Origin of the sequence: Pseudomonas sp. SED1, from assembly GCF_034044025.1 — a bacterium.
Taxonomy (GTDB): domain Bacteria; phylum Pseudomonadota; class Gammaproteobacteria; order Pseudomonadales; family Pseudomonadaceae; genus Aquipseudomonas.
The window spans coordinates 11,575-24,878 of the sequence record NZ_JAXCIS010000226.1 but is presented as its reverse complement, the minus strand read 5'-3'; the positions used below and the strand labels follow the sequence as shown (position 1 = coordinate 24,878).

The following is a 13,304-nucleotide window of genomic DNA, read 5'->3' as shown; positions in this document are numbered from 1 at the left end:
GGTGGATTACCACCTTCCAGGCCGATCCTCTCACTTCAGCAGCCGGGCCAACTCGGGATCCCGCACCTGCAACACTTCAAACAAGCCCAGGGCTTGCAACGCGGGGAGGGCCTGCAGCATGTCCTGTTCGGCCACTAATCGCTGTTCACCCGGGGTGGCCGGATCGCACCAGGTTCTGGCATTCGCAAGGAATGCCCCCACCGTGCCTTTGCGCACTGTCACGCCATTGAACTGGCCTTGGTCGAGATGATCGGGAAGCAGGTCTTCTGCACGCATGACGCAGTCCTCAATGAATGAATCCGCAGTCTAGGCGTACACATATGGCTACACTGCCTTATCCGGGCCATTCAATACGGTAAAGCTGCCATATGCTGCCAACCTTCGTTTCACCTCAACTCGCCAACGCAATCGGCGGTCCCTTGCTGGTGGCAACGTTGCGGAGCAGTCCCGTCGAGCGCACCACCGCGCCCCATCAGCATGCCCGGGGGCAATTGCTCGGGGCCCAGCGCGGGTTGCTCTCGGTGCAGGCGGCGCACCAGCATTGGGTGGTGCCGGCCACTCACGCGGTGTGGATTGCCCCCGGTTGTTCCCACGCCTTGCGTTCCCACGGGCCGTTTGATGGCTGGAGTGTGTATGTCGACCCTCAGGCGTGTGCCGGTCTGCCGCAACAGACCTGCGTTATCGGCACGTCGGCCTTGTTACTGGAGGCTGTAAGACGCGCGGCAACCTGGGCCGAGCCCATGCTGGAACAGCCACAGGTAAGGATTGCCCAGGTGATCCTTGATGAAATCGCCGGCTTGCCCCAGGAGCCATTCGGCTTGCCGCTGCCCCAGGACCCACGCCTGCTGCGCATCGCCCAGGCGCTGGCCGACAACCCCGACGACAACCGCCTGCTGGAACAGTGGGCGCAGTGGTCCGGACTCTCTGCGCGCACACTGGCCCGACGGTTTGTCGCCGAGACCGGGTTCACCTTCAGCCAATGGCGCCAGCGCGCGCGATTGTTGCGCGCGTTGGAGTTGCTGGCGGCCCATGCACCGGTCACTCGGGTTGCGCTGGACCTGGGTTATGAAAACGTCAGTGCCTTTATTGCCATGTTCCGACGCACGTTCGGGACGACGCCGGGGCGGTACTTCATGGATGGCGCAACCGACTACGGGCATACACCGCCACAATCACGAAACAGCCCATAGGTAATAAATAAGCCAGCGCCACCGTGCTGTTATCCGCGACCTTGCCCATCAAGTAGGGCATCAGGGCACCGCCGACAATCGCCATGATCATGAATGAACTGCCGCGCTTGGTATGCGGCCCGAGGTTTTTCACGCCCATGGCGAACAGCGTCGGGAACATGATCGACATGAAGAAGAACACCGCAATCAGCGCGATCACCGAGATGCCTTCGAGGCCAATCGCTACCAGCGCGCACAATGCGATATTGATCAACGCATACAAAAGCAGCAGCTTCTGCGCGCTGACCCGTCCCATCAACCAGGTACTGAAAAAGCGCCCGAACATGAAGGCCAGCATCGCGATCGACAGCAGGTAAGCCGCTTGCTGATTGCCCATCTGTGCCCAGTGCTCGGTGACGTAGTTGATAAAAAATGCACCGACCCCGACCTGGGCCGCCACGTAGAAAAACTGCGTGATCACCCCACCGACGAATTCCGGATATTGCCACAGCCCTTTGCCAGTCTCCGGTTGCAGTGCCTGCTCCTGGGCGCGCAAGTCCGGCAGCGGCGTGCGGGCGATCAACAGCGCCACCAGCAACACCAGAACGGCGATCACCACGTAGGTGGTTTGCAGCGAACTCATGTCCGACGCCGGCGTACTGCCGACGCTGAAAAACATTGCGCCACCAATCAGCGGCCCGAAGAACTGACCAAGGCCGTTGAACGATTGCGCCAGGTTCAACCGCCGCTCGGCGCCCTGGGGCTCGCCCAGCACCGTGGCGTACGGGTTGGCAGCGGTCTCAAGGCAGCCCAGGCCGCAGGCGATGACGAACAGCGCGAACAGGAAGAACGGGAAACTCGCCGCCGCTGCCGCGGGCATGAACAGCAACGCGCCCGCTGCATACAGGCACAAGCCCAGCAGGATCCCGGCCTTGTAGCCGTGGCGGTCCATCAGTAATCCGGCCGGCAGGGCGATCAGGAAATATGCGCCGAAATACGCGCTTTGCAACAGCCCGGACTGGGCCTTACTGACGTGCAGCACTTCCTGGAAGTGCTTGTTCAGTACGTCCAGCAAACCGTAGGACAAGCCCCACAGGAAGAACAGACTGGTCACCAGCATCAGCGCCCAGCGATAGGTCGGCACGGCACGGGTGCCTGCCAGGTGTGTGTCTTTGCTTAACATGACGCTTCTCCTGTTGTTTTTATGGGATCAAGGCGTGCGATGCAGCGGGTGCTAGGGTTGGTCGGTGAGGCTGAAAACCTGCGTCAGCGGCTGCCATTTGCCGCCAGGATCAGTCCATGGCGTGGGCGCCTGGAAACGCCACATCAGGGTTTCCCAGGCTTGCACTTCAGGGTTGGCGCGTGCGGCGTGGTCCAGTCCTTCGAAGCTGAAACCGGCCGCAGTGTCCATGACCATGAACAGCCGCGTGCCCAGGCGCCAGATCTGCATCTCTACGATGTGCTGGCTGCGCAGATGTTCGGCCACGGCGGGCCAGATGCGTTGATGCAACTGCTGGTACTCGTCGATCAATGCCGCATCGTCGATCAGGTCCAGGGCCAGGCAGTAACGTTGGCCGCTCATGTCAGCGCCCGGTCCAGATGGGTGTAGCCACCGTCCACCACCAGCCATTGCCCGGTGGTGTGAGACGCGCGAGGTGAGAGCAGGAACAGCACGCTGTCGGCAATTTCCTCGGGGGTGGTCATCCGTTTGCCCAACGGGATTTTTTCGACGATGGCGGCGAGCTTGGCCTCTGGGTTGTCGAAGCCGTCGATCCAGCGCTGGTACAACGGCGTCAGCACCTCGGCAGGCACCACCGCATTGACCCGGATGCCGAACTCCAGCAAGGAGGCTGCCCATTCCCGAGTCAGGGACAGCTGCGCTCCTTTGGCGGCGGTATAACCGCTGGTGCCACCTTGGCCGGTGAGGGCCGTCTTGGAACTGATATTCACGATCGCCCCGCGACTGGCCTTGAGGGCGTCGAGGCACAGGTGGGTCATGAGGTAGTAGTGAATCAGGTTTTTTTCCAGGGATTCGACAAAGGCAGCACGGCCGGCGTCCAGCCCCACACCGTCATTGACCCCAGCGTTATTCACCAGGCCGTCGATGCGCCCGAAGCGTTGCAACACTTCGTCGACGGCCGCGCGGCAGGCGTCTTCATCGCGCAACTCGACGCGGATGAAGTGGCTTTGGCCTTGCTGTTCCAGCTCGGCCGCGAACGCTGGCGACAACGGTTGATGACCGAAAATCACCGGGATCGCGCCTTCGGCAATCAGCCCCATGGAGATGGCGGCGCCAATCCCCGAGCCGCCGCCGGTGACGATGATCACGCGTTCCTGCAAATGCAAATTCATGGGCAGTTTCCTTCAAGGTGATAGACCCGCTGGGCGGTGCCGCCCCAGATCGCCTGCTGTTCATTGGGCGACAGCTGGCCGAGGGTCTGTTGCAGCAATTGGCAGGTGCCCTGGTATTCGCCTGCCAGCAGGCACACCGGCCAGTCCGAGCCGAACATCAAGCGCTCGGCGCCGAACAGTTCCAATGCCAGTTCGATATAAGGGCGCAATGCCTGCGCGTTGCGTTGATCGGGCCCGGCTTCGGTGAGCAGGCCCGACAGCTTGCAACTGACGTGGGGCAGGGCGGCCAGGGGCGCCAGGTGTTCTGCCCAACCGGCCGGGCCGTTGGCGATGTCGGGCTTGCCCAGGTGATCCAGCACCAGATGATGCTGGTCGTGGCGTTGGCACATGGCGGTGGCGGCATCGAGGTCGGCGCAGCGGATCAGCACCTCATAGACGTAGCCTTGTTGTTGCAGATGACGCAGGCCGCGGGCGAATCCCGGGTCAGCCATGAAACTGGCGGGTGTAGGTTCGTCCTGAATCTGATGCCGAAAGCCCTTGAGTTTCGGTGCGTCGCGCCACTGTTCCAGGTGTTGTTCCAGGGTTGGGTCGCACAGGTCGACCCAGCCGACGACGCCGAGTATCCACGGGTGCTGCCGCGCCATATCCAGCAGCGCGTCGGTTTCCTGCTCACCCGCGCGGGCCTGCACCGCAATGCAGCCGTCCAGTTCGGCAACGTCGAGTAACGGCCGTAGATCCTGTGGGAGAAAGTCCCGCCGCAGGTCAGCCTCAGCCGCACCGATCCACGGATAATCAGCGGCCCGGTAGCGCCAGAAATGCTGGTGCGCATCGAGCCTCAGAGGTGATGGGGACGACATTATTATTGTGCTCCGTCCAATCAAATGTGTGCTTCAGGTCACGGCCGGTGGCGGAATTGCTCCCGGGACGCGGCTTTCATCTGGATCGAGAAACCCGGTGCCTTGGGCGGCAGATAAGCCGCATCGCGCACCACACACGGTTCCTCGAAATGCTCGTGCAAATGGTCGACATACTCGATCACCCGGCCTTCGTGAGTGCCGGCGATGCACAGGTAATCGATCATCGACAAATGCTGCACGTACTCGCAAAGCCCTACGCCACCAGCATGGGGGCAAACCGGCAGGCCATATTTGGCCGCCATCAGCATCACTGCCAGCACCTCGTTGACCCCACCCAGGCGGCAGGCGTCAATCTGCACCACGTCGATGGCTTCGCGCATGATCAATTGCTTGAAGATGATCCGGTTCTGGCACATCTCGCCGGTGGCGACTTTGACCGGTGCCACACCCAGGCGAATCTTGCGATGGCCTTCGATATCGTCGGGGCTGGTGGGCTCCTCGATAAACCACGGCTTGGCAAACGCCAATTCGCGCACCCAATCAATGGCGGTGTCGACTTCCCACACCTGGTTGGCGTCGATCATCAGTTGGCGGTCCGGCCCCAGCACTTCGCGGGCGATGCGCACGCGGCGCAGGTCGTCCTGCAAGTCGTGGCCGACCTTGAGTTTGACGTGGTTGAACCCGGCATCCACTGCTTCCTGGCACAGCCTGCGCAGCTTTTCGTCGCCATAACCGAGCCAACCGGCCGAGGTGGTGTAGCAGGGGTAGCCATTGGCTTGCAGGTCGGCCATGCGTTCGGCCTTGCCCTCGGCGCGTTGGCGCAGCAAGGCCAGGGCTTCGCTGGAGGTGATGCAGTCGGTGATGTAGCGGAAGTCGATGCACCGCACCAACTGTTCCGGGCTCATGTCGGCCACCAGGCGCCACAGGGGTTTGCCTTCGGCCTTGGCCCACAAATCCCACGCGGCGTTGACGATCGCGCCGGTGGCCAGGTGGATGGCGCCCTTGTCCGGGCCAATCCAGCGCAACTGGCTGTCGCTGGTGACATGGCGCCAGAAACGGCCCATGTCTTCGGCGATCCATTCCAGGGTCAAGCCCACCAGCAGCGGCTGCATGGCCTGGATTGCTGCGCAGCAAATCTCGTTGCCACGGCCGATGGTGAAGGTCAGGCCATGGCCTTCAAGGGCCGGGTTGTCGGTCTGCAAAATCACATAGGCAGCCGAGTAGTCCGGGTCCGGGTTCATGGCGTCGGAACCGTCCAGGGACTGGGACGTAGGAAAGCGGATATCTTCGACGCGAATCGCGGTAATGGTGGTCATGAACGGCTCCTTGGTTCTTGTCAGGCGTCGACCGTGATCTGGTTCTGTTCGCCAAGGCCTTCGATGCCCAGGCGGATCTTTTGCCCCGGTTTGAGGTAGACCGGCGTGGGCTTGATCCCCAGGCCGACACCGGGCGGGGTGCCGGTGGAAATCACGTCTCCTGGTTGCAGGCTCATGAACTGGCTGAGGTAGCTGATCAGTTTGGGAATCTGGAAAATCATCGTGCGGGTGTTGCCGTTCTGGTAGCGATGGCCGTCGACTTCGAGCCAGATCGACAGTTGGTGCGGGTCGGCGATTTCATCGCGGCTGACCAGCCACGGGCCCAACGGGCCGAAGGTGTCGCAGCCTTTGCCCTTGTCCCAGGTGCCGCCGCGTTCCAGCTGGAATTCGCGCTCGGAGACGTCGTTGATCACGCAGTAGCCGGCCACGTGCTGCATGGCCTGGCTTTCGTCGATGTAACGACCGCCCTGGCCGATCACCACGCCCAGTTCGACTTCCCAGTCGGTCTTGGTGGAGTGGCGGGGGATTTCGACGTTGTCGTTGGGGCCGACAATGGCGCTGGTCCATTTGTTGAAGATGATCGGTTCGTCAGGGATGGGGGCGCCGGTTTCAGCGGCGTGATCGGCGTAGTTCAGGCCGATGCAGATGAATTTTCCTACTTGGCCGACACAGGCACCCAAACGCGGATTGCCCGGTACCAAGGGCAGGCTCGCGGGGTCGAGCTCTTGCAGGCGAGCGAGGTTTTGCGGGAGCAGGGCGTCACCGGCGACATCGCTGATGTGAGCGGACAGGTCACGCAGACGTCCATCAGCGTCCAGCAGGGCCGGACGTTCCTGGCCTTTTTCACCATAGCGCAGCAGTTTCATGAGCAATCCTCTTATTGGAAGTGGGCGGTCAGTTGCTCCAGCCGCCGTCAATGATCTGGGTGGTGCCGGTGGTAAAGGCGCTGGCATCGGAGCCAAGGTACAGCGCCAACTGGGCAATTTCCTGGGGTGTACCCAAGCGTCCCATCGGCTGACGCGCGGTGAAGGCGGCGTATACCTCATCCTGCTGGCGACCTTCACGGCTAGCTTGTTCGATGATGCGTTGCTGCAGCGAAGGCGACTCCACGGTGCCGGGACAAATGGCGTTGCAGCGAATGCGTTGGGTGACAAAATCCGCCGCGACCGACTTGGTCAGGCCGATGACCGCGGCCTTGCTGGCGCAATAAGCAAAGCGGTTGGGCACGCCCTTGAGGCTGGAGGCTACCGACGACATATTGATGATCGAACCGCCGCCCGCCGCGAGCATCCCCGGCAGAAATGCGCGGATCATGCGGTACATGGCGGTGACGTTCAGGTCCAGGGCAAACGTCCAGTCGCTTTCCGGGCATTCAAGAATATTGCCGGCGTGCACCACGCCTGCGCAGTTGAACAGCACATCGAGCGGGCCGATTTCGGCAGCAAGGCGTTGAATGGCGCTGGCGTCGGTGACATCCAGTAATACCGTTTGCGCGCCCGGCAAGTCGGCGAGCGCCTGTTGATTGATGTCGGCTGCAATCACTTCGGCGCCGGCCGCCAGATAGGCTTCGACGCTGGCGCGGCCAATCCCCTGGGCGGCGGCGGTGATCAGCACGCGTTTACCGGTGAGGTCCATGACAGATTCCCTTGATTGTTATTATTGGCTCAATGGTCAGGCCATTGAGGGCGTAAAACGCCTGCATCTGTGGCATAGCGAACCCCGGAGGGTTTGCTATGATCAGCACACTGGAAACGATCCAATGGTCAGGCCATTGATCCAATTTTTAGCATGGGTCTTCCCGGTCAACAAGCGGCTTTTTCGCGGGTTGATCACGTTGACCGTGCTGTGCATGAATCGAGCTGAGCCTAGATGCCATTTCAAGTGATTGATAACCAACGTCTTTATCGACAAATCGCCGACCAGTTGCGGGCGTTGATCGACAGTGGAGAATTTCCGCCGGGCAGCCGTCTGCCGGCTGAACGCGAACTGGCCAAGCTGTTGGGGGTGAGTCGCGCCTCCGTTCGTGAAGCGATGATTGCCTTGGAGGTGATCGGGTTGGTGGACGTGCGGGTGGGCAACGGCGTGCTGGTGTGTGAGCCGGTGCAGCCGAAAGTCAGCCAGGAACCGGTAATGGCCCAGGCCACCCGGGATCAATGGAAAGAGTTCGATCCGGAACTCAACCTGCACGTCGATTTCAATGCCGAGATTCCGCCGTTTTCCTTGCTCCAGGCCCGTCGCCTGATTGAGCCGGAAGCTGCCGCCCTGGCGGCCAAACACGCCACTGACGAGGAACTCGCGGGTATCCGTGAGGCCTTCGAGCGCAACGTGCAGGATAACCGCGAAGGCTCCCACACCCACCCAGGCGATCGCCTGTTTCACATCCGCATCGCCCAGGCCTCGGGCAATCCGGCCTATGCGCTGATGATTGCGCACCTGCTGGGGCATCGTTACGGCAGCATGTTCCAGCGGTTGCAGGCGCATTACACCTCGGACGACATGCCCCATCGCTCGGAAGACGAGCACCGCAAGATCCTTGATGCACTGGAACAACGGGACGTGGAAGGTGCGCGACAGGCCATGCGCAAGCATCTGGAGGAAGTGGTACGGATCTTTATGCGGACTGCGCAATGACTGTGTTCTACGACGCCCGCGGCAACATCTACGGTGTGGTAAGCCCGGCGCAGTTACGCAACAAGGGAATCGACGTGCCGGATCGCGCCGACTTGGCCGCTGGTACCCGGGGTGTTTGGGCATCGGCGGCGATTGCTGCCGAGTGCGGTTGGGGTACTTTGCCGCGCCCGGCAGAGGCCAAGGAGCATCGCTGTGACGGCTTGTTGGTGGGGCCGTTTCAGGCAGCGCCGCCCTTTGACCTGTTGATCGTCAACACGGATGGCTCCCTGGCCGAACGCAGTGGCAATGGCCTGACGATTTTTGCGCAGTCGTTGACCGACCTGGGATTGATGGCGCAAGGCTGCGACCTGCGGGTGCATCACGACAAGGCGGATGCACTGTCGCCAGTGGTTACGCGAGTTGAGCCTGCGGAGTATGAACAGGTGCAGGGCTTCTGGCTGGCGTTGGGGCGTCCCGAATTCGGGCCTGTGGCGGTAGGGGCTGTTGGCGTTGGCTTGGTCTCGCTTGAGGGAACCGAGGTGAGCCATGTTTTGCCACTGGCTACGCTTAATCCGGAGTGGCGTCACAGCCAGTTTGTACGGGTGGGCAACCCTCATTGTGTGACGTTGGTACAGGATGCGTCGGCGTTGCCGGACAACGCGCAGATGCATCGGCCAGCGTTGTTCGATCCGCTAAAGGCGATTGCTTTTGCACCCCCTGCCGGGGCCGGCCAACCGTGTATTTCCGGGGTCAACCTGCAATGGGTTGCGCGGGATTCAGGCAACCGCGTCATCGCGCGGGTGTTCGAGCGTGGTGAGGGGCCGACGGCGTCGTCCGGGACCAGCGCCAGTGCGGTGGCTTGCGCCGCCTGGTCTGTAGGATGGGTGACTGCGGGTGAGGTGGCGGTGGTGATGCCGGGCGGTACTGCACCGGTGCGGCTGCAGGCTGAGGCGGGTGAAGTGTTGAGCGTTAGCCTGTTCGGGACGGCGCGGGTGCAAGAACTCTGAAAGAGGAATGACTGGCTTAATTATCTTTGTCGGTCGGTTCCTTATAAATAAGTAATCTTGGTGAATAGTCGTGTAGGAGTATTCTTGTTGTTGAATGCTGGCTGTTTAACTGTATTTCCGTAATTCATAAAAGACTCTTCCAATATCAATGTACGAATCTTCTTTTTTATTTTGAGGCGGTCGATTTTTGCCTGAAGGCGCTAGTATTCCTGGGGCTCAGGCATTTTTAATCGGCTTCGAATTGAGTGGTTTTCTCTTCGTTTTCTGAAGGGGGTATTTCAATTCGACAATGAATGGCGGGTAACAACGGATGTTTAACACGCTTGTTTCGTCACGCTTCAAATTGATCGTCGCAGGAATAAAACAGGAACTTCAGGTACTGGCGTTTAAAGGCAGCGAGAGTATTGACCAGCCTTTTTTCATTGAAGTGCAGTGGGTCAGTGAAAACCCCGGCCTTGATCTGGAGGAGCTGCTTCACCAACCGGCCTATCTGGATTTTGGTGAGCCGGGTGAAGGCCTTCACGGGCAGATCTATGCCGTTGGCCGGGACGACCCGGGGCGGCGCCTGACCCGCTACCACCTGACCCTTGCTCCGCGTCTGGCGTACCTGGTCCACCGTAGCGACCAGCGGGTTTTCCAGCAGCGCAGCGTGCCGCAAATCATCGCGGCGGTGCTTGAGCATCACGGTATTTTCGCCGATGCCTATGCGTTTGAGTTAGGGCCGGTGGTGTACCCGCCACGTACGTTCTGTGTGCAATACGCGGAAACCGATCTGCATTTTATCCAGCGGCTGTGCGAGGAAGAGGGCATCCACTACCACTTTCGCCACAGTGCGGACGGCCATGTACTGGTGTTTGGTGATGATCAGACGGTGTTTCGTCGTTTGCCGGCGCAGCACTATTGTGCGGCCGGTGGCCCAGCGGCCGAAGCATTGGTGATCCAGCGTTTCGATGTGCGCCTGGCCACACGCAGCGCTCAAGTTGTTCTGCGTGACTATGACTTTGAACATCCGTCGTCGCGCCTGCACGAGCAGGCCGGATCTTCCCCGGCACTTGAGAACTATCAATACCCAGCGGGATTCACGGGGCACCTGCGAGGTTCGCAGTTGGCCCGTCGGGGCCTGGAACGTCATCAGCGGGACCGTCATCGGGCGTTGGGCCGCAGTGATCAGCCGGCTTTGCGCAGTGGGCATTTCCTGGAACTGCGCGGCCACCCGGACCTCTCCTGCAATGACTTGTGGCTGATCACCAGCGTGCGCCACGAAGGCTATCAGCCGCAGGTGCTGGAGGAGGCGGTGGTGGATACCGAGGCATTCCAAGGCTATCGCAATCGATTTACCGCAACGCCCTGGCGCGCCGCTTACCGCCCGCCGCTCAAGCACCCCAAACCGCGTATCAGCGGCAGCCAGACCGCAACCGTCACCGGCCCCGTGGGTGAGGACGTGCATTGCGACGCACACGGGCGGGTGAAAATTCGCTTTCATTGGGACCGGCTGGACAAGAACGACGACAAGAGCAGCTGCTGGGTGCGGGTGGCATCCGGTTGGGCGGGCGACAGCTTTGGCGCGGTGATGATCCCGCGCGTGGGCATGGAGGTATTGGTGACGTTCCTGGAGGGCGACCCGGACCGGCCAGTGATCAATGGTTGCCTGCCTAACACGTTGCAACCGGTCGCCTATCCGTTGCCGCAACACAAGACCCGTAGCGTTCTGCGCAGCCGCAGTTCGCCGGGCGGGTCGGGAGCTAACGAGCTGCACCTCGAGGACCGCAGCGGCCAGGAGCTCATCTACCTGCGCGCCCAGCGCGACCTGGAGCAGCAGGTCGGCCACGACAGTCGGCTGGAGGTGCTGGGCGAACGCCAGGAAACCATTCACGGCTTGAGTGCGGCCACTCTTGGGAGTGAGGAACATCGCAGCATTGCCGGGCACCGCAAGGTCCGGCTTGAGGCGGATGATCACCTGCACGTGCAGGGCAACAGCCAAACCCATGTAGGCCATACCCTGGTGATCGAAGCGGGGCAACAGGTCCATCTGAAGGCGGGTGCCAACCTGGTTATCGATGCCGGCGCGCAGTTGAGCTTCAAGGCCGGTGGTGAGCATTTGCTGATTCAGGCCGGCGGGATCTTCAGCAGTCGCCCGATCACGCTGGGCGGTGTGCCTGCCGGGACGCGCACAGCTAACCCTGTCGGGCCGGGTGACGTGACTGCCTCAGCCGCATTTGTAGCGGACGGGCCAAAGGTTTCGGTTATCCAAGGCGCAATCATGGAGCTGGCCAGACGACTGGATGCGGACTTCTGTCCAGTGTGCGAGCGCTGCCGCGAAGGCCTGTGCGAATCCACGGGGAGGGCGGCTTGATGGAGATCGCGCCTGGCCAGTGGATGGCTGAACAGCAGCAGGCAGGGCGCCGGCTTTGCCTGGTTCTACAGGGTGAAAGCGATGCGCGCGGGGTACTGCTGGCGACACGCACGGTCGCTGAGTATCGCAGCCTCTATGGTGAAACCATCGCATCGGAAATGGCGGCGGACGGGCCGATGCTCCTGTTGCTCGACCATGTCAACGAGCCCGGATTGGTGGGCTTGTTGCAAAACCCTCAGCGTAATTGGGGATGGTTGGGCAGCCTGCCTGGTGATGATTTATCGGGTGTTACCCGGCATTGGCGCGACAGGTTAGTGGTGGGAGCGCCGGGGAGCCAGGCGCTGTACCGCTTCCACGATAACCGCACCTTGGCGCGGGCTTTGGTTCACCTGCCTGCTCAGGACTGGCCCGCTTTTCTCGGTCCGCTGATCAGCGTGTGTTACTGGCAGGGTGAGCGTTGGTGCCGTGGTGATAACCCGGCTCCTGGGATTTATCCGGTGCCTGGCCCTGCACCGTGGCTGGAGGTTCCGAATCCTCAGGCGGGAGCGATTTTGCAGGCCAATATCCTGCGTTATCTGCTGGCTGAGTACAGCGAGGCGCTCAGTCAACTGGCTGAATTTCAGGACCCGAGAATCTGGCTGGAACAGGTGCTGGAACAAGCGCGGGGTTGGCAATGGGAGAGGCCGGAACAGCTGGAGTTTTTGGTGGTGCGGTGGTTGGTAGAAGCCACTGGGGACGTGCTTATTCGATGGCAGCCGATGCGTGGGGAAGTGGCGGAGGATCATTTTCAGCGTGTGGTTGGGGAGTGGAGTCGGGTGGAGCGGGAGAAGCAGGATGCGTAGGGGAGTTATGTTGAGAGTGCGGCGAGGGTTGCTCGTTTGTGGCGTGTTGGCTGTTTCTGGCTGCGTGATGAAGCCGGCGGATAGTTTTACCCTGGAGGTCGACTTGCCGGCGAATTTTCGCTTCAAGAGTGATGCGGCTTACCGGCCGGCAACGGGTGAGACCTGCACCCTACCCAAACGACAGGGCAAGTGGCGGGAGGACAAGGTGTTTGACACCCTCGGCAAGCCGGTGGCCCATCGGGTGAGCTTTGAGGTACCACTGACGGAGAGGGTGGATGGGTGCCCGTTGGTGTTGCGCAGTATTACGTTTGATATGTATGCGAAGTGGGGAGAGCGGTCGGCGGATGTCGGGGGGGATTTCGCAATTATTAATGTGCGGGATCGGTTAGAAGACGGGATGGCCGGAATGCCTGAGTCGGGTGTTCAGGAGTTACGGGGGCGGTGTCAGTGGTTTTTCAGGACGATCGGACCGCTGCATGCGATCAGGAAAATTCTCATGTGTAACTCGTTGGACGCTATTGGACAACCGAGTAAATCGCGAGCAGGAGGCTTTGCACAAAGGGACCAGTTAAATGGGAAAACACTGAGAATGGTACTAGCAGTGACTAACGAGGAACTACCTGCTGTAGACGACAATTGGGTGGCCGTACCGGGAGGCTGGAAACGTTGTATGGGGGAAAGTTTGGACGATGTGTTTGCGTATTGCCGTGGGAATACTACTGATTTCAAAGCTATCAAAATGCCGGATGGACGCGTATGCGACGTCTATCCCACGTGTAAAGAATAGGAAGCTTATTT

At 60.9% G+C, this 13,304-nt stretch carries 14 protein-coding genes; 6 read left to right on the top strand and 8 right to left on the bottom strand.

The window, feature by feature from the left end:
* Positions 1 to 30: 30 nt before the first annotated feature.
* Positions 31 to 276 (bottom strand): hypothetical protein, encoded by a 246-nt coding sequence (locus SNL23_RS28095; protein WP_076016727.1) that lies wholly within the window; start codon positions 274 to 276, stop codon positions 31 to 33.
* A gap of 92 nt (positions 277 to 368) precedes the next feature.
* On the opposite strand from SNL23_RS28095, the gene SNL23_RS28090 reads away from it, so the two are divergent.
* Positions 369 to 1,190, top strand: coding sequence for an AraC family transcriptional regulator (locus SNL23_RS28090; protein ID WP_336417749.1), 822 nt, complete (start codon positions 369 to 371; stop codon positions 1,188 to 1,190).
* Here SNL23_RS28090 and SNL23_RS28085 read toward each other — a convergent pair.
* From SNL23_RS28085 to SNL23_RS28055, 7 genes are read right to left on the bottom strand one after another with little or no spacing between them, the layout of a single operon-like run.
* The gene (locus SNL23_RS28085; RefSeq protein WP_076016729.1) at positions 1,132 to 2,352 is read right to left on the bottom strand and encodes a sugar MFS transporter; all 1,221 of its coding nucleotides are present in this window, start codon (positions 2,350 to 2,352) and stop codon (positions 1,132 to 1,134) included. The genes SNL23_RS28090 and SNL23_RS28085 overlap by 59 nt on opposite strands.
* Positions 2,353 to 2,403: 51 nt before the next feature.
* Positions 2,404 to 2,751: an L-rhamnose mutarotase gene (locus SNL23_RS28080; protein WP_076016730.1), complete on the bottom strand. Its 348-nt coding sequence runs from the start codon at positions 2,749 to 2,751 to the stop codon at positions 2,404 to 2,406.
* Complete coding sequence (locus SNL23_RS28075) at positions 2,748 to 3,521, bottom strand: SDR family oxidoreductase (RefSeq protein WP_318304339.1); 774 nt, start codon at positions 3,519 to 3,521, stop codon at positions 2,748 to 2,750. The genes SNL23_RS28080 and SNL23_RS28075 overlap by 4 nt, the downstream gene beginning before the upstream one ends.
* Entirely contained in the window at positions 3,518 to 4,378 is an 861-nt protein-coding gene (locus SNL23_RS28070) for an amidohydrolase family protein (RefSeq protein ID WP_318304338.1), read from the bottom strand. Before SNL23_RS28070 ends, SNL23_RS28075 begins: the two co-directional genes overlap by 4 nt.
* Positions 4,379 to 4,416: 38 nt before the next feature.
* Positions 4,417 to 5,694, bottom strand: a complete 1,278-nt coding sequence (locus SNL23_RS28065; RefSeq protein ID WP_318304337.1) for an L-fuconate dehydratase — start codon at positions 5,692 to 5,694, stop codon at positions 4,417 to 4,419.
* Between the two features lie 20 nt (positions 5,695 to 5,714).
* Positions 5,715 to 6,560, bottom strand: a complete 846-nt coding sequence (locus tag SNL23_RS28060; protein ID WP_076016734.1) for an ureidoglycolate lyase — start codon at positions 6,558 to 6,560, stop codon at positions 5,715 to 5,717.
* Positions 6,561 to 6,588: 28 nt separating this feature from the next.
* Positions 6,589 to 7,329 (bottom strand): SDR family oxidoreductase, encoded by a 741-nt coding sequence (locus SNL23_RS28055; RefSeq protein ID WP_076016735.1) that lies wholly within the window; start codon positions 7,327 to 7,329, stop codon positions 6,589 to 6,591.
* Between the two features lie 234 nt (positions 7,330 to 7,563).
* On the opposite strand from SNL23_RS28055, the gene SNL23_RS28050 reads away from it, so the two are divergent.
* The 5 genes from SNL23_RS28050 to SNL23_RS28030 all read left to right on the top strand — a co-directional run bounded on the left by SNL23_RS28050 (position 7,564) and on the right by SNL23_RS28030 (position 13,293).
* Entirely contained in the window at positions 7,564 to 8,325 is a 762-nt protein-coding gene (locus SNL23_RS28050) for a FadR/GntR family transcriptional regulator (RefSeq protein ID WP_076016736.1), read from the top strand.
* Entirely contained in the window at positions 8,322 to 9,311 is a 990-nt protein-coding gene (locus SNL23_RS28045) for a diaminopimelate epimerase (RefSeq protein WP_167663384.1), read from the top strand. The genes SNL23_RS28050 and SNL23_RS28045 overlap by 4 nt, the downstream gene beginning before the upstream one ends.
* A gap of 310 nt (positions 9,312 to 9,621) precedes the next feature.
* On the top strand, positions 9,622 to 11,664 hold the full coding sequence (tssI, locus tag SNL23_RS28040) for a type VI secretion system tip protein TssI/VgrG (protein WP_318304336.1): 2,043 nt from the start codon (positions 9,622 to 9,624) through the stop codon (positions 11,662 to 11,664).
* The gene (locus SNL23_RS28035) at positions 11,664 to 12,506 is read left to right on the top strand and encodes a DUF4123 domain-containing protein (RefSeq protein ID WP_318304335.1); all 843 of its coding nucleotides are present in this window, start codon (positions 11,664 to 11,666) and stop codon (positions 12,504 to 12,506) included. The genes tssI and SNL23_RS28035 overlap by 1 nt, the downstream gene beginning before the upstream one ends.
* A complete protein-coding gene (locus SNL23_RS28030; RefSeq protein ID WP_318304334.1) occupies positions 12,499 to 13,293 on the top strand; it encodes a hypothetical protein in 795 nt (264 codons plus the stop codon). The genes SNL23_RS28035 and SNL23_RS28030 overlap by 8 nt, the downstream gene beginning before the upstream one ends.
* The last annotated feature ends 11 nt before the right edge of the window (positions 13,294 to 13,304 follow it).